At 46.2% G+C, this 20,462-nt stretch carries 25 protein-coding genes; all 25 read left to right on the plus strand.

Annotated elements, in window-relative coordinates; all coding sequences use genetic code 11:
- Positions 1–437 precede the first annotated feature (437 nt).
- Positions 438–1,493, plus strand: a complete 1,056-nt coding sequence (obgE, locus tag Q0380_RS06160) for a GTPase ObgE (RefSeq protein ID WP_298961457.1) — start codon at positions 438–440, stop codon at positions 1,491–1,493.
- A 130-nt stretch (positions 1,494–1,623) separates the two neighbouring features.
- The gene (locus Q0380_RS06165; RefSeq protein ID WP_298961460.1) at positions 1,624–1,965 is read left to right on the plus strand and encodes a hypothetical protein; all 342 of its coding nucleotides are present in this window, start codon (positions 1,624–1,626) and stop codon (positions 1,963–1,965) included.
- 187 nt (positions 1,966–2,152) lie between these two features.
- Positions 2,153–3,073, plus strand: a complete 921-nt coding sequence (gene fmt, locus Q0380_RS06170) for a methionyl-tRNA formyltransferase (protein ID WP_298961463.1) — start codon at positions 2,153–2,155, stop codon at positions 3,071–3,073.
- Between the two features lie 59 nt (positions 3,074–3,132).
- Positions 3,133–3,615: a hypothetical protein gene (locus Q0380_RS06175; protein ID WP_298961466.1), complete on the plus strand. Its 483-nt coding sequence runs from the start codon at positions 3,133–3,135 to the stop codon at positions 3,613–3,615.
- The gene (locus Q0380_RS06180) at positions 3,606–4,241 is read left to right on the plus strand and encodes a biotin--[acetyl-CoA-carboxylase] ligase (RefSeq protein WP_298961471.1); all 636 of its coding nucleotides are present in this window, start codon (positions 3,606–3,608) and stop codon (positions 4,239–4,241) included. The genes Q0380_RS06175 and Q0380_RS06180 overlap by 10 nt, the downstream gene beginning before the upstream one ends.
- Complete coding sequence (locus tag Q0380_RS06185) at positions 4,238–5,029, plus strand: AAA family ATPase (protein ID WP_177389424.1); 792 nt, start codon at positions 4,238–4,240, stop codon at positions 5,027–5,029. The genes Q0380_RS06180 and Q0380_RS06185 overlap by 4 nt, the downstream gene beginning before the upstream one ends.
- Entirely contained in the window at positions 5,017–5,880 is an 864-nt protein-coding gene (locus Q0380_RS06190) for a ParB/RepB/Spo0J family partition protein (RefSeq protein WP_297989228.1), read from the plus strand. The genes Q0380_RS06185 and Q0380_RS06190 overlap by 13 nt, the downstream gene beginning before the upstream one ends.
- A 74-nt stretch (positions 5,881–5,954) precedes the next feature.
- Entirely contained in the window at positions 5,955–6,377 is a 423-nt protein-coding gene (locus tag Q0380_RS06195; RefSeq protein WP_298961474.1) for a F0F1 ATP synthase subunit B', read from the plus strand.
- 10 nt (positions 6,378–6,387) lie between these two features.
- Positions 6,388–6,903, plus strand: coding sequence for a F0F1 ATP synthase subunit B (locus Q0380_RS06200; protein WP_298961476.1), 516 nt, complete (start codon positions 6,388–6,390; stop codon positions 6,901–6,903).
- Positions 6,903–7,433 carry a F0F1 ATP synthase subunit delta gene (locus tag Q0380_RS06205; protein ID WP_295099002.1) on the plus strand — a complete coding sequence of 177 codons (531 nt, stop codon included), beginning with the start codon at positions 6,903–6,905 and terminating at the stop codon, positions 7,431–7,433. Before Q0380_RS06200 ends, Q0380_RS06205 begins: the two co-directional genes overlap by 1 nt.
- Positions 7,434–7,444: 11 nt before the next feature.
- Entirely contained in the window at positions 7,445–8,959 is a 1,515-nt protein-coding gene (gene atpA, locus Q0380_RS06210) for a F0F1 ATP synthase subunit alpha (RefSeq protein WP_298961479.1), read from the plus strand.
- A gap of 12 nt (positions 8,960–8,971) precedes the next feature.
- Positions 8,972–9,880 carry an ATP synthase F1 subunit gamma gene (gene atpG / locus Q0380_RS06215; protein WP_297883338.1) on the plus strand — a complete coding sequence of 303 codons (909 nt, stop codon included), beginning with the start codon at positions 8,972–8,974 and terminating at the stop codon, positions 9,878–9,880.
- 11 nt (positions 9,881–9,891) lie between these two features.
- Positions 9,892–11,289, plus strand: a complete 1,398-nt coding sequence (gene atpD, locus Q0380_RS06220) for a F0F1 ATP synthase subunit beta (RefSeq protein WP_298961483.1) — start codon at positions 9,892–9,894, stop codon at positions 11,287–11,289.
- A gap of 10 nt (positions 11,290–11,299) precedes the next feature.
- Entirely contained in the window at positions 11,300–11,704 is a 405-nt protein-coding gene (atpC, locus tag Q0380_RS06225; RefSeq protein ID WP_295151009.1) for an ATP synthase F1 subunit epsilon, read from the plus strand.
- Between the two features lie 3 nt (positions 11,705–11,707).
- Positions 11,708–12,283: a MotA/TolQ/ExbB proton channel family protein gene (locus Q0380_RS06230; RefSeq protein WP_177389416.1), complete on the plus strand. Its 576-nt coding sequence runs from the start codon at positions 11,708–11,710 to the stop codon at positions 12,281–12,283.
- On the plus strand, positions 12,283–12,681 hold the full coding sequence (locus Q0380_RS06235) for a biopolymer transporter ExbD (RefSeq protein WP_298961487.1): 399 nt from the start codon (positions 12,283–12,285) through the stop codon (positions 12,679–12,681). Before Q0380_RS06230 ends, Q0380_RS06235 begins: the two co-directional genes overlap by 1 nt.
- Positions 12,674–13,654 carry a TonB C-terminal domain-containing protein gene (locus tag Q0380_RS06240; protein ID WP_298961490.1) on the plus strand — a complete coding sequence of 327 codons (981 nt, stop codon included), beginning with the start codon at positions 12,674–12,676 and terminating at the stop codon, positions 13,652–13,654. The genes Q0380_RS06235 and Q0380_RS06240 overlap by 8 nt, the downstream gene beginning before the upstream one ends.
- Positions 13,655–13,672: 18 nt before the next feature.
- A complete protein-coding gene (locus Q0380_RS06245; RefSeq protein ID WP_297962711.1) occupies positions 13,673–14,086 on the plus strand; it encodes a hypothetical protein in 414 nt (137 codons plus the stop codon).
- A complete protein-coding gene (gene tolB, locus Q0380_RS06250) occupies positions 14,083–15,330 on the plus strand; it encodes a Tol-Pal system protein TolB (protein WP_177389413.1) in 1,248 nt (415 codons plus the stop codon). The genes Q0380_RS06245 and tolB overlap by 4 nt, the downstream gene beginning before the upstream one ends.
- A gap of 55 nt (positions 15,331–15,385) precedes the next feature.
- Positions 15,386–15,859, plus strand: coding sequence for an OmpA family protein (locus Q0380_RS06255; protein WP_177389412.1), 474 nt, complete (start codon positions 15,386–15,388; stop codon positions 15,857–15,859).
- 1 nt (position 15,860) lies between these two features.
- Complete coding sequence (locus tag Q0380_RS06260) at positions 15,861–16,679, plus strand: tetratricopeptide repeat protein (protein ID WP_298961495.1); 819 nt, start codon at positions 15,861–15,863, stop codon at positions 16,677–16,679.
- 49 nt (positions 16,680–16,728) lie between these two features.
- Positions 16,729–17,379, plus strand: a complete 651-nt coding sequence (locus Q0380_RS06265; RefSeq protein WP_298961498.1) for an FKBP-type peptidyl-prolyl cis-trans isomerase — start codon at positions 16,729–16,731, stop codon at positions 17,377–17,379.
- Positions 17,380–17,387: 8 nt separating this feature from the next.
- Positions 17,388–18,332 (plus strand): ACP S-malonyltransferase, encoded by a 945-nt coding sequence (locus Q0380_RS06270; protein ID WP_298961501.1) that lies wholly within the window; start codon positions 17,388–17,390, stop codon positions 18,330–18,332.
- A complete protein-coding gene (locus Q0380_RS06275; RefSeq protein WP_298961504.1) occupies positions 18,329–19,027 on the plus strand; it encodes a 5'-methylthioadenosine/adenosylhomocysteine nucleosidase in 699 nt (232 codons plus the stop codon). Before Q0380_RS06270 ends, Q0380_RS06275 begins: the two co-directional genes overlap by 4 nt.
- Positions 19,024–19,773: an ATP-binding protein gene (locus Q0380_RS06280; RefSeq protein WP_298961507.1), complete on the plus strand. Its 750-nt coding sequence runs from the start codon at positions 19,024–19,026 to the stop codon at positions 19,771–19,773. Before Q0380_RS06275 ends, Q0380_RS06280 begins: the two co-directional genes overlap by 4 nt.
- The last annotated feature ends 689 nt before the right edge of the window (positions 19,774–20,462 follow it).

Below are 20,462 nucleotides of genomic sequence, written 5' to 3' on the forward strand. Positions count from 1 at the left end.
GGGGGGGGGGGGGGGGGTAAGGAAAGAGTACCATTCCGAGGACTGTGATTTTTCGCCGCTTGTCGCAAAGTTTGAAAATTTGGATAAAATAACTTTAGGTTTTGGGGACAAAAAGACCAAGCGATCGGTAAAAGACGCATATCTAAATTTTGTTTTGTTAGATCGTTAAGCAGATAAAATTTTATAATCTTGTAGATATCATTCAAGCATTTAAATAAAAGTGCGGCAACGACAGCTATACTAGCAACGCTAAAATAGTAAATTTTTACAAAGGAATGGACGTAAGGTAAGTCCTGTTGATTACGGCCCTTTCGTCTTGAAAAGATTTTTATGAAAGAAATACTTAAATTTTTAAGATTAAACTACGGCTTTAAAAGCGGTCTTGCTGTAGTTTTAGTAATTTTGGATATAATCGCCCTTAAAAACTAAGGTAAAAAATGTTCATAGATAGCGTAAAATTTAGCGTCAAATCAGGCGACGGCGGCGCGGGCTGCGTCAGCTTCCGCCGCGAAAAATTCGTCATCTCAGGCGGTCCCGACGGCGGCGACGGCGGCGACGGCGGCGACGTGTATTTTAGGGTCGATAAAAACTCCCACACCCTCTCATCCTACAAGGGCAAGCGGGAGTTTAAGGCGCAAAACGGCGTGCCCGGCGAGGGTCGCAAAAAGACGGGCAAAAGCGGCGAGGATCTCTATCTCATCGTCCCTCCCGGCACTAGCGTTTACGACGAAGATAGCGGCGAGCTAGTGCTTGATATGCTAAACGACGGCGAGACGAAGCTGTTTTTGCGGGGCGGTAAAGGCGGGCTTGGCAACGTGCACTTTAAAAGCTCGATCAATCAAGCCCCAGAATATGCGCAAAAAGGCCTTGAAGGCGAAACGCGCGAGGTGAGATTGGAGCTAAAACTTATCGCCGACGTGGGGCTCGTGGGCTTTCCAAACGTGGGCAAAAGCACGCTAATCTCGACCGTTTCAAACGCCAAACCTCAGATCGCAAACTATGAGTTTACCACCCTTACGCCAAAGCTCGGTCTCGTCGAGGTTGACGAATACAGCGGCTTTGTCATGGCCGATATCCCGGGCATTATCGAGGGCGCAAGCGAAGGGCGCGGGCTTGGCGTGCAGTTTTTAAAACACGTCGAGCGCACGAAAATTTTACTTTTTATGCTCGATCTTGCGAACTACCGCAGCCTTGAGGAGCAGTTTGACGCGCTGAGGGCCGAGACGGCGAAATTTTCAGAGGGACTTGCAAAAAGAGACTATGCGATCGCTCTAACTCGCGCGGACGCGGCAGAAAATTTGCAGGAAAAATTTGACGCGTTTTTGTCGCATTTGGGGCTCGCGGGCACGGCGGGCGAGATGAAATTTAAACAAGATATTTATGAGTTTGACGCCGCTAAGCCGTTTTTCGTGATGCCGATATCTTCGGCTACGGGACAAAATATAAATGAGCTAAAATTTAACCTGCTTGAGCTACTTAAAAAGGAGCTGTAGATTGCGCCAAAAGCCGCGCCGAAGAGGGCTTTTGCGAATGCAGACCTTAAGCAATGCGCCCGTATATGCGGGTAAATTTTATGTTTATCGCTCGCAAAAGCCGCAAAAAGATAAAATTTAAGGAGGCGAAATGAGTAAAATTTTTATTCTAGTATTTTTATGCTTCGGCGCATACGGTTGCGATCCCGCCGATCCGGTGCCGAATTTTATGGACTTTAACGACAAGGATCACGACGGCGCGCTGAGCTTGCAGGAGTGGATGGCGAGCGAGGTGCCGTCCGGGCTGAAAGTAGAGCTAAATCTGCGCTCAGGCTCGGAATTCAAGAGGTTGGACGCTAATCATGACGGCAAGATTAGCCTAGAAGAGCTGAGGGCGAAATCCTCTGCAAAGATTGATTGGTCCGAAGATCCGTGCGCTTTTTGGCCGTGGAAGGATCAAAGCGGAGATGAAAATCAATCCGCCGTCAAATAAATGCGAAAAACGGCAATAATGCTGCCGTTTGCGCGGGGTTTGGTTTGTGCGACGCGTATAAATTTTACTTCGCGCGAGCGAGTGCGGATCGGTTTTGCTCCGCGGTTTGCGTAAAAATTTATTTCGAGTACGATTAGCACCCGCGCGATCGTTTGCGCCTTGATTTGGCTAAATTTAAAGGAAAAGAATGAATATAATTTTTATGGGAACGCCCGAGTATGCGGCTAAAATTTTACGCGCGCTTACGGAGGCGAAATTTGAGATCGCGGCCGTTTTTACGCAGCCCGACAAGCCCGTCGGTAGGAAACAAATTTTAACTCCGAGCGAGGTTAAAGTTTACGCGCAGCAGTATCTGCCCGCCGTGCCGATATTTCAGCCTGCGAGTTTAAAAGACGAGGCGGCCGCAGCGCAGATAAAAGAGCTAGAGCCTGATTTTATCGTGGTTGCGGCATACGGTAAAATTTTGCCGCAGGCCGTCCTTGATGTCGCGCCCTGCATAAACCTGCACGCCTCGATCCTGCCAAAATACCGCGGCGCAAGCCCGATCCAAAGCGCGCTACTAGCGGGCGAGAAGCAGACGGGCGTGACGGCGATGCTGATGGATGCGGGGCTTGATACGGGCGATATGCTTGATTTTGCCTACACGCCTTGCAAGGACAAAACGGCCGTGCAGCTCTTTGACGAGCTCGGGGATCTGGCGGGCGAGCTGATAGTTCGAGTGCTGCGAAATTTTGCGAATTTGACGCCGCTCAAACAAGACGACGCGCAGGCCACGCATTGCAAAAAAATAAGCAAATCAGACGGACTTTTTAGCTTTGAACAAAGCGCGGAGCAGATTTATAATAAATTTCGCGCGCTAACGCCCTGGCCGGGGATTTATCTAGCTAGCGGGTTAAAAATTTTAGAACTAGAGCTTTTGCGCGAATATTGCGAGCGTAAATTTGAACGCGCGGGCGAAATTCTGCACGTCGACAAGCTCGGCTTTTGCGTTTCTTGCGGCGAGGGCGCGGTTAAGATCATAAAGGTGCAAGAGCCCGGCAAAAAGCCCGTGGATGCTAGCGCGTATCTAAACGGCAAGCGGCTAAAGATCGGCGATCTGCTATGCTAAGCGGGATTTTAAATTCTCGCGTTTTATGCTGCGCTTTTGATGCTATGCGGGGATTTTATTTGCGCCGCACTTTTGGCGTTACGACGGAATTTTGCCTCAGGTATCGCTGCGATCGTGAAGTAAAATTTTGCTGCGAGGAATTTCGAAGCGAAGCTCCAAAATCAAGGCTTTATAAAATTTTAAAACCTCGCTTCTACACTCTAAAATTTTACGCTCGCAGGAGCTTTAAATTTCGCCACCGCGGTTGTGGACTTTACGGCGCTGCGTCAAACACGCACCACTTAAAATTCCATAATTGTGCCGCAGAATTTTTGCGAGATAAAGCTTTAAAATTTTATCGAAATACCGCTGGGAAAATCCGCATTGCCGAAGAATTTAGCAAGAGCGTAAAATTCCATCGCACAAAATTTCACTATGTCGTAAAATTTAATCATGCTAAATTTTATCTTGTCTCAAAATTCTATCACTACGCGGAATTTAAACGCTTGCAATATTTCAAGCCGAGCCCTTCACCTTACGCAAGGAGCGGGTTTTGCAAGTAGAATTTGTAGAGCAAATGCCCTCCACGCAGGAGTTTTTGGTGAACGCCGTGCGCGAAGGCAGGGTAACGCCGCCTTTTGCGATCGCCGCAAATCGCCAAAGTGCCGGTATCGGCTCGCGCGGCAATGATTGGGAGGGTGCGAGCGGCAATCTCGCATTTTCGTTCTGTGTCGCGCAGAGCGATATGCCCGCAGATGTGCCGCCTCAGTCGGCGAGCATATATTTTGCGATGATTATGCAGGAGCTTCTCGCATCCCTCGGTTCTCAGCTTTGGCTGAAATGGCCCAACGATTTTTATCTGGGCGAGCGTAAAATCGGCGGAACGATGACGAATAAGATCAAAAATACCCTCGTCTGCGGCATCGGTATGAACCTGCTCGGTGCGCCCGAATATGCGGGAATTTTAGATATAAAAATCAGCGCAAAAGACGCTATAGAGGGCTTTTTTGCGCTATATGAAAATAAAATCTCGTGGAAGCAAATTTTTAGAAATTTTTCGTTACAATTCCAAAAATCGCAAAAATTTAGCGTTCATCTAGGCGGCGAAAAAATTTCGCTTGCACGGGCGAAGCTGTGCGAGGACGGATCGATCATAATAAATGAAGAAAGGGTTTATGCTTTAAGATGAGTGAAGTAATTACGATAGCAAATCAAAAAGGCGGCGTCGGCAAGACGACCACGGCGGTTAATCTCGCTGCGTCGCTAGCGATAAAGAAAAAGCGGGTTCTACTGATCGATGTAGACCCTCAGGCGAACGCTACGACCGGACTTGGCTTTAACCGCAGTGACTTTGAATTTAACATTTATCACGTCCTAACAGGGCGTAAGAGCATGTCCGAAGTGATCCAAAAGACCGAACTTGAGTTTATGGATTTAGTGCCGTCAAATATCGGACTTGTAGGCATCGAGCGCGAAGTAAGTGAAGAGAAAGACTTCAAACTAATGCTAAAAAATAAAATTTCCGAGGTTAAGGATAGATACGATTTCATCATCATCGATTCGCCGCCGACGCTCGGTAGCATTACGGTAAATGCCTTGGTCGCAAGTGATAGCGTCATCATCCCGATTCAGTGCGAATTCTATGCGCTTGAAGGTGTCGCGCTGATCCTAAATACCGTAAAAGTCGTCAAGCAAACGCTCAATAAAAATTTAAAAATTCGCGGATTTTTACCTACGATGTATAGTTTGCAAAACAATCTCGCCAAAGAGACAGTTGCGAATTTACGCGAGTATTTCGACGATAAGCTCTTTCGTATCGGCAAGAGTGATGATCTAGTCATCATCCCGCGCAATATTAAGCTAGCCGAAAGCCCAAGCTTTGGCAAGCCGGTGGTTTTATACGATATAAAATCCGCCGGCTCCATCGCCTATCAAGACCTCGCTAAATCCATAATGGAGCAAAAATGGGCAAGGTAAAAAGAGCACTCGGTCGCGGGCTCGGTGCGATTTTAGACGACGTAGAAAGCTCCTATAATAGGGAGCTAGAAAGTGGAAATGCAGATAGTTTAGTTATCGAAATCGATGTCGATAAAATCGAGCCAAATCCATATCAACCGCGGCAGAGCTTCGATGAGGAGGCACTTAGGCAGCTGAGCGAAAGCATCGCCCGCCACGGGCTTATCCAGCCTATCATTGTTATTCAAAAAGATGATTCTTACGTCCTTATCGCCGGCGAACGACGCCTAAGAGCGACGAAGCTTTTGGGCGAGAGTAAAATCAAAGCCGTAGTCGCGGACATAAAATCTCAAAATTTAAGAGAGCTTGCCCTCATCGAAAATATCCAGCGCGAGGATCTAAATCCTATCGAGCTTGCTAAGTCCTATAAGGAGCTCATCGGCGAATACAGGATCACGCAAGAGGAGTTAGCCGACATCATCAAAAAGTCCCGCACACAGATTACAAACACGTTAAGGCTTTTAAATTTATGCTCCGAAGTGCAAGACGCCATAAGCGCAGATAAAATTTCGCAAGGGCACGCCAAGATAATGGTTGGACTCGAAAAAGAGGATCAAATTTTAGCGCTAAATACCATTTTAGGACAGCGTCTAAGCGTAAGAGATACTGAAACTTTAGTCAAAAAGCTCAAAGATAAAACCGTTCCAAAAGAGAAAAAGCCTGGTGCGGAATTTCAAAGCTTCAAGCCTGAACTTTTAAAGCTAAAGGCCAAGCTTGATCAATTTGGTAAAATAAGTATCAAAGAGCGTAAAATTTCGATCGAATTTAGCGAAATTTTACAAATTTCCGAGTTTTTAAAGAAAATCGGATGATTTTTTATAGTGTATTTTAATTTTTCATATTGTAAAATACGCATTTTGTTTAAAACTAATCTAGAGGAGGTGCGATGCTAGACGTAAGTTTGACCGCCATGATAACGACCATCGTCGTATTTTTGGCTTTGATTTACTTCTTAAATATCAAGCTTTATAGACCGTTACTTTTGCATATGGAAAAGCGAGAGGCTATTATTAAAGAAGATGAGACAAATGCGATGAAAAATGCACAGGATGCAGATGCCGATAAAGCAGAGATCGTAAGAATCATGGATGCTGCGAAGTTGCAAGCTGTTAAAATAAAGCAAGAGGCGATGGATAGTGCGAAGCAGGTTGCTGCTAGAGAAATAGCTGAGAAAAAAGCCGCAATGGAGGAGGATTTCAATCAATTCTTAGGCGGTTTGGATGAGCAAAGACGTAGCCTAAGAAATGAGTTGCAAGCCAAAATTCCGGAATTTAAAAATGCTCTAAGCAGCGCTGTGGCTAAAGTATGAGGATTTTAGTATGAAAAAATATCTATTTTTATTTATAATTCCGGCGTTTGTTTTAGCAAGTGGCGAGCACGATGGAGTCAAAGACTACGACGTGCTGTGGCGAAGTATAAATTTCATTTTGTTTTTCGGAATTTTGTTTTATCTTTTAAAAGGTCCTGCAAAAGCAGCATATCAAGGTAGAATCGACGGCATCGCATCTAGACTTGAGGCTAATCAGAAAATTTTAAAAGAGTCCGCAGCTCGCAAGGAGCAAGCTAAAAAAGATCTGCAAGATGCCAAGGTTCAAGGCGCAGCTTTAATTGAAACTGCTAAAAAAGAGATCGTGTTCGCTGCCGAAAAGATAAAAAATGCGACCGAACAAGAGATTGCGAATTTGCAAAAATCTTTCGATGAGCAAAAGAGCTTTGAGGCGCGCAAGATCAAAAAAGAGGTCGTAAGCGAGATACTGGATGACGTTTTTGCATCGGATGACATCAAATTTGGTCAAGACAAACTGGTTAAAATCGTAGAGAAAAAGGTCGGATGATGATAAATAACACCTCAAAAAGATATGTAAACGCCCTAATACTGAGCTATAAAAAAGATGAACTAGGCTCTGTTTTGCAGACGCTCGAGAGCGTCGCGAGCGCATTTAGAATTCCAAAATTCCAAGATATTGTAAAATCTCCGACGCTAAAAGAGGAATCCAAAGTGGAACTTATTGCGTCGTTTATAAAAAATCCAAGCGAAAAAATCGTAAATTTTATTAAACTTCTAGCTAAAAATAGACGTATTGCGCTAATCCCGCAGATAGTTGAGGAACTGCGCAAGAATATTGCGGCGCTGGATAATAAATACTTAGGTAAAATTTATTCCGCTACCGAAATAGACGCCGCGAAAATAAAAGAGCTAGAGACTAAAATTTCAAAGAAATTTAATGCAGATATTACTCTACAACCTGTTAAAAGCGAGCTTGAGGGCATTAAGATCGAAGTCGAGGATCTTGGATTTGAGATTAGTTTTTCAGTTGATAGATTGAAACAAAAAATGAGCGAATATATTTTAAAAGCAATTTAAAGGAGTAAAGCGTGGGTGCGAAAATTAAGGCAGACGAAATCAGCAGCATAATCAAAGAGCGAATCGAAAATTTCGATCTTAGCGTTGATATCGAAGAAACCGGTAAGGTCGTTTCGGTCGCAGACGGCGTTGCTAATGTTTACGGCTTAAAAAACGTAATGGCTAACGAGATGGTCGAATTCGAAAACGGAGCTCGTGGTATCGCGTTAAATTTAGAGGATAGCAGCGTCGGTATCGTTATTTTAGGCGATACTAGCGGCATAAACGAGGGAAGCAGCGTAAAAAGACTGGGTAAGCTTTTGCGCGTTCCGGTAGGTGATGCATTAATCGGTCGCGTGGTAAACGCTCTAGGCGAACCGATCGACGGCAAAGGCGCGATAGAGACCAGCGATACTAGATTTGTCGAAGAAAAGGCTAAAGGCATCATGGCTCGTAAATCCGTTCACGAGCCACTTCAAACCGGCCTTAAGGCGATCGACGCGCTAGTGCCGATCGGCCGCGGACAGCGCGAGCTCATCATCGGCGACCGCCAAACAGGAAAAACCACCGTTGCTGTTGATACCATCATCAATCAAAAGGGCCAAGACGTCATCTGCATATATGTAGCAATCGGTCAGAAACAATCCACCGTCGCACAAGTCGTTAAAAAGCTTGAAGAGTACGGTGCGATGGATTATACGATCGTAGTTGCGGCGGGTGCTAGCGAGGCGGCTGCACTTCAATACTTGGCGCCATATTCGGGCTGCACTATGGGCGAGTATTTCAGAGATAACTCCCGCCACGCGCTTATCATCTACGATGATCTTAGCAAGCACGCGGTTGCTTATCGCGAGATGTCGCTTATCTTGCGCCGTCCACCGGGACGCGAGGCGTATCCTGGCGACGTATTCTACCTGCACTCTCGTTTGCTTGAGCGTGCTAGTAAGCTAAGCGATGCACTCGGTGCAGGTAGCCTAACGGCGCTTCCTATCATCGAGACGCAAGCAGGCGACGTTTCGGCATATATCCCTACAAACGTTATCTCCATCACCGATGGTCAAATTTTCCTAGAATCTGGTCTATTTAACTCAGGAATTCGTCCTGCGATCAACGTAGGTCTTTCGGTTAGCCGCGTCGGCGGTTCCGCGCAGATTAAAGCGATCAAAAAGGTCTCAGGAACCTTGCGCCTAGATCTAGCTCAATACCGTGAGCTTCAGGCGTTTGCGCAGTTTGCGAGCGATTTGGACGAGAGCAGCCGTAAGCAGCTGGATCGCGGACAAAGAATGGTCGAAATTTTAAAACAGCCTCCTTATTCGCCGCTTCCGGTCGAAAATCAAGTGGTCATCATCTTTGCAGGAAGCCGCGGATTTTTAGACGACGTGCCTACGAGCTCAATTGGTAAATTCGAAGCTGAGCTCTATCCGTATATCGAGGCAAAATATCCTGAAATTTTTGAAGAAATTAGAAGTAAAAAGACCATCGAGAAGGATTTGGAAGAAAATTTAATCAAGGCTCTAAATGACTTTAAAGCGACCTTCGCCGCTTAAAAAGGCTAAATTATGGCAAATTTAAAGGATATAAAGCTACAGATCAAGAGCGTCAGAAATACGGAGAAGACTACCAAAGCTATGAAGCTGGTCTCCAACGTCAAGCTTAAAAATACTAAAGAGGCGGCGATGCGCTCGCGTGCTTATGCGGTGAAGATTAACGAGGTCTTGGGTGAAATTTCTGCGCGCGTTAAAAATTACGTAGGCAATAATTCAGGCAACGACGAAAAACTTAGAATTTTTGATACCACTCGAGAGGTAAAGGTGGTTGATTTGCTGTTTATCACCGCAGATAAAGGGCTTTGCGGCGGTTTTAATATCAACACCATCAAAAAGATCAAAGCTTTGATCGAGGAGCTTAAAGCGAAAAAGATCAAGGTTCGTCTTCGCGCCGTCGGCAAAAAGGGGATAGAGTATTTTGATTTTCAAGGCGTTGAGCTTTTGGAGCGATATATCGGCGTCAGCTCATCTCCATCGTCTGAGAAAGCTAACGAAATCGTCCAAGCCGCAGTTAAGGACTTTAACGAAGGCAAAACCGATGAAGTCATACTCGTCCACAATGGCTATTTGAATATGATTACTCAAGAGATGCGGGTAAATACGTTGGTGCCGATCGGTGAGCCTGCAATTAGTGAGGATGCTTTAAAAACATCTACATTGGAAGTAGAGGTTGAAAGTCCTGAGGATGAAGAAACATTGATGCTAAATTTAATCCAGAGCTATCTTAGCTACAGCATGTATTACGCGCTTATTGACTCTTTGGCGGCGGAGCATTGCTCGAGAATGAATGCGATGGAGAATGCGACAAATAACGCCAAAGAACGCGTATCGCAGTTAAATTTAGCATATAACAAAGCCAGACAAGGCTCTATCACGACCGAGCTTATCGAGATCATAAGCGGCGTCGAATCAATGAAATGAAAGGAAAACGGATGAAAGGAATAATCTCTCAGGTAATGGGTCCGGTAGTCGACGTCGATTTTAAGGACTACTTGCCGAAGATCAATGAAGCCGTCGAGGTAAAATTTGAAGTAGAAGGTAGCCAAAGAAGGCTTATTTTGGAAGTAGCCGCGCACCTTGGAGACAATCGCGTTCGCACGATCGCTATGGATATGAGCGACGGACTGAGGCGAGGACTTGAGGCCGTCGCTTTGGGCGCGCCTATTACGGTGCCGGTGGGCGAGAAGGTCTTGGGTAGAATTTTTAACGTCACGGGCGATCTGATCGACGAGGGCGAGGATGAGAAATTTGAAACCCGCTGGTCCATTCACAGAGATCCGCCTAGCTTTGAAAATCAAAGCACGAAGAGCGAAATTTTTGAAACCGGCATTAAGGTAGTCGATCTGCTCGCCCCTTACGCAAAGGGCGGTAAGGTAGGACTATTCGGCGGTGCTGGCGTCGGTAAGACCGTTATCATCATGGAGCTGATTCACAACGTCGCTTTCAAACACAGCGGTTACTCCGTATTTGCTGGCGTCGGCGAGCGAACGAGAGAGGGAAATGACCTTTATAACGAGATGAAAGAATCGGGCGTTTTGGATAAAGTCGCCTTGACCTATGGTCAGATGAATGAGCCGCCGGGTGCGAGAAACCGTATCGCGCTAACCGGTCTTACGATGGCCGAGTATTTCCGCGACGAGCTTGGGCTTGACGTTTTGATGTTTATTGACAATATCTTCCGCTTCTCGCAGTCGGGTTCGGAGATGTCCGCGCTTTTAGGAAGAATTCCATCTGCGGTCGGCTATCAGCCTACACTTGCTAGCGAAATGGGTAAACTGCAAGAGCGAATTACTTCTACTAAAAAGGGCTCCATCACCTCCGTTCAGGCCGTTTACGTGCCCGCGGACGACCTTACCGACCCTGCGCCTGCGACCGTTTTTGCGCACCTTGATGCGACGACCGTTTTAAACAGAGCGATTGCCGAAAAAGGAATTTATCCTGCCGTTGACCCACTTGATTCGACCTCAAGAATGCTTGATCCGCAAATCATCGGTGAGGAGCATTACAAGGTCGCTCGCGGCGTTCAAGCGGTACTTCAAAAATATAAAGACTTGCAAGATATCATCGCGATTTTGGGTATGGATGAGCTTAGCGAAGAGGACAAGCTCGTAGTCGAGCGCGCTAGAAAGATCGAGCGCTATCTATCTCAGCCGTTTTTCGTAGCCGAGGTATTTACCGGAAGTCCGGGCAAATATATTTCGCTAGAGGAAACTATCGCCGGCTTTAAGGGAATTTTAGAGGGCAAATACGACGATCTGCCGGAGAATGCCTTTTATATGGTGGGAAATATCGACGAGGTAGTGGCAAAAGCTGAAAAGATGAAAGCATAGGAATTTTAAGATGAAAGAATTTTTGCTTTTAGATATCGTTACGCCCGAAGGGATGGTCTTTTCGGGCGAAGTCAAATCCGTCCAACTCCCCGGCATTACTGGCGAAATGGGTATTTTGCCGGGGCATGCGAGCTTGCTAACGGGACTTAAAGACAAAAGTGAAGGTGGCGTCGTCGAGATCGTGGATAAAGACGGCAAAAAGCAGCTTGTTTTGGTAAATGACGGATTTTTGGAAGTTACCGAAGAAAAAACTACTATCCTAGCCACTCAAGCCGTGGCTATCGGAGGCAATAGCGAAAGCGCCGTAGCGAAGTCTTTGCAACGCGCCAAAGATATGCTTGCGTCTATTAGCTCCGATGCGGCAAATTCCGCAGCAATCATGGCTAGAGTCGACGAATTCGCAAGGCAAAGTTAAATTATGCTAGATCTAATTTTAAGTTATTTTACGAGAAGCACGTTTATTACGATATTCGTGCTTTCTTGGTTATCCATTTATTTTATCGTCACTTTTACGATTTTGATCTCCAGATTTGTAGGGCTTAGTGCGTGGCAACACCGCGAAGCAAAGGCACTCGAATCCTTGCTGATGGGCGGTAGGATTTCGCTTTCGGGCTCTATTTTTCAAAAAGTAAATACCGATAAAATTTCAAAAGAAGCCTTGGAAATTTATAAAGGCAAAGCCGAACGCGACTCCACTAGCGGACTTACTTGGCTATCTATCGTCGCCTCTACTTCGCCGTTTATTGGGCTATTCGGTACGGTTGTTAGCATACTTCACACATTTTCCAAGCTTGGCGGCGGAAATTCCGGCATCGACACCATTGCTCCTGCGATCAGCGAGGCGCTGGTTGCCACAGGATGTGGAATTTTTGTAGCGATCCCCGCATACACCTTTAGCTTACTTATAAAACGCAAAGCATACGAAGTTATGAGCATTATAAATCGTACAGCAGATATTTTGCTATTTAAAGCAAACACTGGAAAAGCTATTTAATGTATAATTTCGACGAAAATCCAGAGTTAAATATCACTCCGCTCGTCGATATTATGCTTGTTTTGCTAGCGATTTTAATGGTCGCGCAAACGGCGATTATCTACGATGAGAAGATCGAACTGCCTAGTGGCTCAAAAGTACAGGTTTCGGAAAATACCGCAGAATTCTTGCTTGTGCGTATCGGCGAAGATCGCAAGGTTTATATCGACAAAAGCTCGATGAGCCTAGCTGAATTCCCGGATAATCTCGTGCTGCTTAAAGGCACCGGCAAGTATAGCTTGGAAAAACCCGTCTATATCCAAGCCGATAAAAGACTCGTTTACGACGATGTAATGTTTGTTTTAAAGAGCCTAAAGCAAGCGGGTTTTACAAAAGTCGCGCTTCAAACAAATGGCTAATTATTCAAATTTTACGGAGGTTAAATACGATAATTTTAAATCGTTTTTAATCGCCCTTTTTGCCTATCTGCTGGTGATTTTTGTTCTTTTATATCAAATTTCAAAGCCACAGGAAAAATTTAAAAAATATACTGACAATCCCAACGATTATATGGATGTTACTTTTGATTTCGAAATAGATGATAAACTTCCGTCCGCGCCTGAAATCGCTAAAGAAACAAAGCAAGGCGAGTTTGAAAATAAGAATGTGAAGGATGTGCCGGAGGATAAAATTAAGACTACGGCGCAAGTAGTCCCGCCTTCTCCGGTGCAGGCAAAGCCGAAAGAGCCCGAAAAGCCGAAGGAAGAGCCGAAGCCGGAACCTAAAAAGGACGAGTCTAAAGCTGAGCCCAAAAAAGAGGAGCCCAAGCCTGAGCCTAAGTTGGAAGATAAACCTTCCGAAAAAGTAGTAGAGAAAAAAGAGGAAGCTAAGCCGGAGCCGAAAAAAGAGGAAAAACCGAGCTTGAGCGATCTTTTTTCGGATACGACTAAGGACAATAAGAAGCTTGAGGAGAGCGCTAAAGCTAGCGACGCCGTTCAGAGTAACAAAAAGTCCGATAAAGAAACCGCCACCTCTAGTGCTAAGGATAAAGCGGCATCTAAAAATGCTGTGGTCAAATCCGATAAGCTTGGCGGCAGGACGCAAAGGACGGGCGAGTATAACGCTTATTACGGCGCTATCGAGAAGAAGCTTCAAGTTCTATGGAGCAGATATGTGGCAACCGCGAAGGACGACGCAAGGATTAAGATAGTCTTTAGCGCAGATGGGCGAGTAGCGGATTATACTATTATAGAGCTGGGGCGAGAGACGGAATTTAACCAGAAGTTGCGAGATTTTTTGGATAATCTATCGACTCAGAGTTTCCCGAAATCTCCCGACGGAGCGTCGCACGAGATTGATACTAGGATGTCCGACGTAATGAAGACAAATTAGAATTTGTAAGGGAAAAAAGTGAAGAGACTTTTTTGTATTTTTGCCTTTTGCTGTATGCTTTTTGCAGAAGATGTGGATTCTGCTAAAAATTCTACCTCTTCAAATTTAAACACCGAAATTCAAAATTCCTATAAAATTAAAATTTATTATAATGATGTTAAAAAGCAGCTGGGTTATTTGTGGTGGGCGCAAAAAATGACTCCTGCTGAAGGCAGCGTGCTACTCAACGTAAGCTTAAGTGCTGATGGGAAAGTTATTGATTATAGCACAGATTATTTGGAGGGGGATGAAATATTCCGCAAAAAACTTAAGAACTTTTTGGTGAGGCTTTCGGAACAACGCTTTGTAAAAGCGCCAGACAATAAGCCTCGTAAATTTGCGATTTTTTTAAAATATAATGTTAAATCAGATCAAATTAAGGAGAAAAGATGAAGAAACTACTTTTGATTCTTGCATTTTGTAGTAGCATTTTCGCGGCAGATGCGACTATGTCTATCGTAAACGAAGGGGTAAATCTCCCTAAAATCGTTGTTCAGGATGCATCGAACCTTGCAAATTCAGAATTTGGCAACAAATTCTTTAAACTTATGGTGGGCGATCTAAAGGTCGGCGCGACTTTTGAAGTCAGTGACGAGTATCTACAAAGCAGCTATGATGCGGGCGCTTCCGATAATCTAGGCTCTAGCGGTGCCGCTCTGATCGTGCGCTACGCGGTAAGTGATAAAAGCTCGCCGATGAGCCTAAAAGCCAAAGTGCTCGAGGCGAACAGCGGCAGGGTGATGTACGAGAAGAGCTTTACGCTTTCAAATGCCGAGAAATATCCGTTTTTAGCCCATATGGCGGTATCTGAGATCGTCAAGCAGCTAGGGTACTCAAACGTCGATTGGATGAAGGAGATGATTTTGCTATCGCGCTACACTTCGACGCGTGAGAGCGAGATCATGGTGGCTGATTATACGCTTACCTATCAGCAGGTGGTGCTTCGCGGCGGATTAAATATCTTCCCTAAATGGGCAAGCGCGGCGCAGAACGAATTTTATTATACCTACTATGTCAATAAAAATACCCCTGCTATCTATAAATTTAATCTATCCAACGGTAGCAAGAGTAAAATTTTTACCGGTCACGGCATGACAATAGCTTCAGATGTAAGCGCCGACGGCAGAAAGCTTTTAATCACTAATGCGCCTAAAGATCAACCCGATATTTATTTATATGATATAGCCTCGGGCAGCGCTAAGCAAATTACAGATTACGCTGGCATTGATGTAAATGGAAATTTTATCGACGGCGATTCGCGCGTGGCTTTTGTGAGCGATCGTTTAGGTTATCCGAACGTATTTGCCACTAGCATAAACGGCGGCAACGTTCAGCAGCTCGTCTATCACGGCAAAAATAATAACTCCATCAGCACAAATGGTAATTATGTTACTTACTCTAGTCGCGACGGCGGGGGCGGATTTAATATATATTTAATCTCAACTCAAACCGATATGATTCGCCAGTTAACGGCTAGCGGCAAAAATATGTTTCCTAGATTTTCTAGCGATGGCGGCAGCATTATGTTTATCAAGCAAGACGGCAGCGGAAGCTCGGTAGGTATTATCAGAGTTAATGAGAATAAAAGTTTCCAATTTCCGTTAAGAGTGGGTAAAATTCAATCGGTTGATTGGTAAAATATTAAAAAATCTCGTGATATAATGACTTCAATTTTTTTTGAAAGGATAGAAAATGAAACATTTAGTTTTATCTTCGATAGCAGTTGCTGCTCTACTATTGAGCGGTTGTTCTAAAAAGACCCCAGAGGCCGATACTACAAGTACAAGTGATGCAGATAGACTAGCTGCTTTGGCATCTCAGATCCAAAGTGAAGTTGGCACTGTTTATTTCGACTTTGATAAATTTAATATTAGAGCCGATCAACAAGGCACAATCAATAATAACGCAGCTCTATTCAACCAAGCAGGCGCAGAGTCTCTAACTGTTAAAGTTGAGGGTAACTGCGATGAGTGGGGTTCTGATGAGTACAACTATGCTCTTGGTCTAAAGAGAGCTACTGCAGCTAAAGACGCATTGGTTGCTCAAGGCGTAAATGAGAGCAGAATTTCCGTAGTAAGCTACGGCGAGAGCAATATGGCTTGCACAGAGCATTCTAAAGAGTGCGACGCTCAAAACAGACGCGACGAATTCAAAGTTGGATTCTAATTTGAAATTTAAAAATTTCACGGTGGCAGCTCTTTTGGGAGCTGCCACTTTTTTAAATGCAGAAACTTCTGCATTTGATGCTGGCAATATTGATTCAGGCAGCTCTTACGGACTAACTGAAAACGAGCAGGTATTGCGTGACAATCGCAAGCGTATAAGCGAGATGCAAACTAGCGTAGATAATACACGCGAGAGCGTCGAAGGTTTGCGAAGTGTCCTTGAAGGAACAAATTCTAAAATTTCGAACCTGGAAAACAGGGTAGCGGATCTAGAAATTCGCGCTACCGGCAAAAGCCAAGGCAGCAGCGAGCTAGATCAGATGAAACGAGACATTGCTACTATAAAAGCTCAAATCGCGGAGATCAATAAAAAATTAGGTAGCGGCGGCAGCGTAAAAAAAAACGCTGAATTAGACGCAGCCACTGCTCCGGCTCCCGCTAGCACAAAAACAGATTCCGATTTTAAATCAAAAGATCAGGCTTCGGTGTTGAAAGAGGCCGATGCTTTATATGCTAAAAAAGACTATTCCGGCGCAAAAGAGCGCTACACCCATCTAGTATCCAAAAATTACAAGCCAGCGAAGGCAAACTATATGCTGGGCGAAATTTCATATTTTTCCGGCTCATACGCAGAAGCGATAAACTATTACAAAAAGAGCATCTCGCACAACGAGAGCCAAGACTACACCCCAAAGCTCCTCTATCACACCGCGATCAGCTTCGATAAGATCGGCGATAAAGACAGCGCAGATAAATTCTACAAAGCGCTAAAGGCTTCATATCCGGACTCCAAAGAAGCCAAAGCCGCGCCCACTAGATAATCTAAATTTAAATACAAACTCAAAATAAAATTCTAAACAGGAGAAAACTATGGCTAACAACCGAGTTATAAAGATGCATTATGAGCTAAAAGACGGCAAAACCGGCGAAATTTTAGAGTCAAATTTAAACTCCGACCCGATCGCCTTTCTTAGCGGCAAAGATCAAATCATCCAAAAGCTGGAAGATGAAATTTTAAATCTACAAGCGGGCGAGAGCAAAACGGTTCTAATAAGCCCTAGTGACGGGGTCGGCGAGTATAGAGAAGACGCCGTGCAAATCCTGCCTAAAGAGCAGTTTGCGGGCATCGATCTGGTCGTCGGTATGGAGCTTTTCGGTCAGGCGGAGGACGGCGCGACTACCCGCGTGAGCGTCAAATCTATCGGCGAGCAGGACGTTACCATCGACTTTAACCATCCATTCGCGGGCAAGGAGCTGGAATTTAACGTAAAAATCGTCGAGAACCGCGAAGCGACGGCGGACGAAATTCTTACCGGGCAGCCGGAGGGTGCGCACAGCTGCGGTTGCGGACATAACCATCATCACGAGGGACACGAGTGTTGCGGCGGACACGGACACGATCACGCGGAGGATCACGAGTGTTGCGGAGGTCATGGGCATGCAGACGGTCATGAATGCTGCGGAGGTCACGATCACGGAAAAGATCACGAGTGTTGCGGCGGGCACCACCACGAGCATTAGGATTTTTTATGAAATTCGCTTTTATCTTCCCCGGACAGGGCTGCCAAAGCGTAGGCATGGGCAGGGAGTTTTACGAAAACTCCGCTTCTGCGTGCGCGCTTTTGGATGAGGCTTCAGACTTTACCGGTATCGATTTTAAAAATTTACTATTTGAGCCTAACGACAAGCTCGACGTTTCGGAATTTACGCAGCCTGCTATCGCGCTAAATTCTATGATGGCGCTTGCGGCGCTGCAAGAAAGGCTGGATCAAGAAAAGCTTAATATCGCTCCGCAGTTTTTGCTCGGGCATTCGCTGGGCGAGTTTAGCGCGCTAAGCGCTGCGGGAGGCATAGAACCAAAGCGGATGCTAAAGCTAGTAAATATTCGCGGCAGGCTTATGCAGAACGCCTGCGAGGGCAAAGGCGCCGGAATGATGGTGATCTTGGCTCTTGCCGACGAGGCGGTTGAAAAAATTTGCGCGGATGCGGCGAGTGTAGGCAAGCAGGTTTGGGCGGCGAATTATAACTGCGACGGGCAGATCGTAGTTGCGGGCAAAAAAGATGATCTCGCAGCACTCGAGGGCGAGTTTAAGGCTGCGGGTGCAAAGCGCGCGATGCTGCTGAATATGAGCGTCGCAAGCCACTGCCCGATGCTAGGGAGTGCCAGCGACGAGCTTTTGGAATTTTTACGCCCCGCGCTAAAAGAGAGCTTCGCTCCCGTCGTCGCTAACGCCACGGCGCGAACATATATGACAAAATCCGAAGCGCTGGAGCTGCTTAAAGCCCAGCTTATCAGCCCCGTGCTTTACAAGCAAAGCATCAAAAATTATGAGGGCGAGGCAGACTGCTTTGTCGAGTTCGGCGCGGCGGTTTTAAAAGGGATAAACAAAAAGATCACGCAGAAGCCGACCTTCAGCATCACGGATCTTGCGAGCTTAGATGAGTTTTTGAAATTTGCAAAGGAGAACGGATGAAAGTTGCGATCTTAGGCGCGATGCCCGAAGAGATCGAGCCGCTGCTGTTCGCGCTGCGCGAGCGTGGCGTGAGCGTGGAGGCTGTGGAGCATGCGAATAATAAATTCTACGCCGCTAAGCTTAACGGTCACGATCTCGTGATCGCATATTCGAAGATCGGCAAGGTAAATTCCGCCCTGACCGCTACGGTTATGATCGAGAAATTCGGCGCGCGCGCGCTCATTTTTACGGGCGTCGCGGGAGCTTTGAAGCGCGGCATTAAGATCGGCGAAATTTTATACGCCACCTCGCTCGTGCAGCACGATCTAGATATCACGGCGTTTGGACATCCGTACGGATTCGTGCCGGGAAGTAAAATTTCGGTTCAAACCGATACGAAGCTAAACTCCATCGCGCAAAGCGTCGCCGAGCAGCTAGGCATCACGCTAAAATCAGGCGTCATAGCTAGCGGCGATCAGTTCGTAAGCGGTGAGGAGCGTAAAAGCTGGATCGAGCGGACGTTTGATGCGAGCGCGGTCGAGATGGAGGGAGCGAGCGTAGCGCAGGTGTGCGACGCGCTGGGCGTGCCGTTTTGCGTGCTGCGCGCGATAAGCGACGAGGCGGGGCACAAAGCCGAGTTCGACTTTGACGAGTTTATGGTAAAAAGCGCGCAGACGAGCGCAGATTTTGTCCTAAAAATGATCGAGAGGTTATGATAAACCTCTCCAAAAAGCTACTTCGCCGCGTCGGACAAACCAACGCCAAATACAAGATGTTCGAGCGCGGCGATAAAATTTTACTAGCTCTTAGCGGCGGCAAAGACAGTATGAGCCTGGCGCACGTGCTGAAGCACTTCCAAAGCGTAAGCCCGCTAGATTGGGAGTTTCGAGCCGTTACCGTCACCTACGGTATCGGCGAGGACCTGCGCGAGATAAGCGCCCATTTTAAAGAGCACGAGATCCCCTACGAGATAATCGATACTAAAATTTTTGAATTCGGCAAGGAAAAGATCCGCGCAAACACTACGTTTTGCAGCTTTTGCTCGCGTATGAGGCGCGGATACATCTACTCCTACGCGCTTGAACACGGCTTTAATAAGATCGCCATCGCCCACCACCTCGACGACGCCGCGGAGAGCTTTTTTATGAATTTCACCTTCAACGGTGCGCTTCGAACTCTCGCTCCGCGCTATGTCGCCGAAAACGGGCTTGTGATCATCCGTCCGTTCATTCTTGCGCGCGAGCGCCAAATCGCCGCTTGTGCTAGAGATAACGAGCTTCCGATCATGCGCGAGGAGGAGGTTTGCCCCGCGAAGCAATACGGTGGCAAGGAGCCTACCGCGCGTGCCGCTACGAAGGAGCTTTTGGCGCAGTACGAAAAGACCCATCCGAGGTTTTTTATCAGCCTGCAAGCCGCCTTTGCCAACATCCACGAAGAAACCTTTTTTGAGCCCAAATTTTAAAATTTTAAGCGGTTTGCACTCTCCCGCTCAAACGAATTCAAAGCGCGCATTTCTTGCGATAACATGAGTTTTGTGCGCATAGTTTGATTTTTTGGCTTGAATAAGCCTGATACACGCAGAGCGGTTGTCCTCCCTTGTGCTCGAACGGGTCGCGAGTCGCGATGCGAGCGTTGGATCACTGTGTTTAGGTTGCGGTGCGAGCGATTGCGCTCCCGCGTCCGACTGCGCTAGAGTGGTGTGCTTCTGCGTCCAAAGCTGTGTACACGAGCTTAGGCTGCACGCTAGAGCGGTTACGCTCGCTGCGCCCGAGGGCTGCGAGTAGGGCGGGTTACGCCGCCTGTATATGCTTTTACGAAACGCCTGAGGTTAATTGTAATGCCGTCTTTCGGCGCCGCACTTTCGTCTTGCTCGGATGTCGCCCGTGTCCAAGCGAGCTTTACGGGCGAGCGTTAAGGGGCTTGCAAAGTTTGCGCGAAAGATAGTTGTAGAAATTCCATCTCAAAAAATGCTTTAGAAATTTAATCCCGTAAAATTTTAAAATTTTATCGGAGGCTTCCTTTCGGGCTGCGGGTGCGGACTCGATCGTCGCGCGTCGTAAATTTAAACCGCTCGCTCCGCTAAAGATAGTTTTAGAAATTTATTCCGCAAAATCTTTTAGAAATTTTACTTCGCAAAATTTCAAAATTTTA

It is taken from the genome of uncultured Campylobacter sp., from assembly GCF_937959485.1.
Lineage (GTDB): Bacteria > Campylobacterota > Campylobacteria > Campylobacterales > Campylobacteraceae > Campylobacter_B.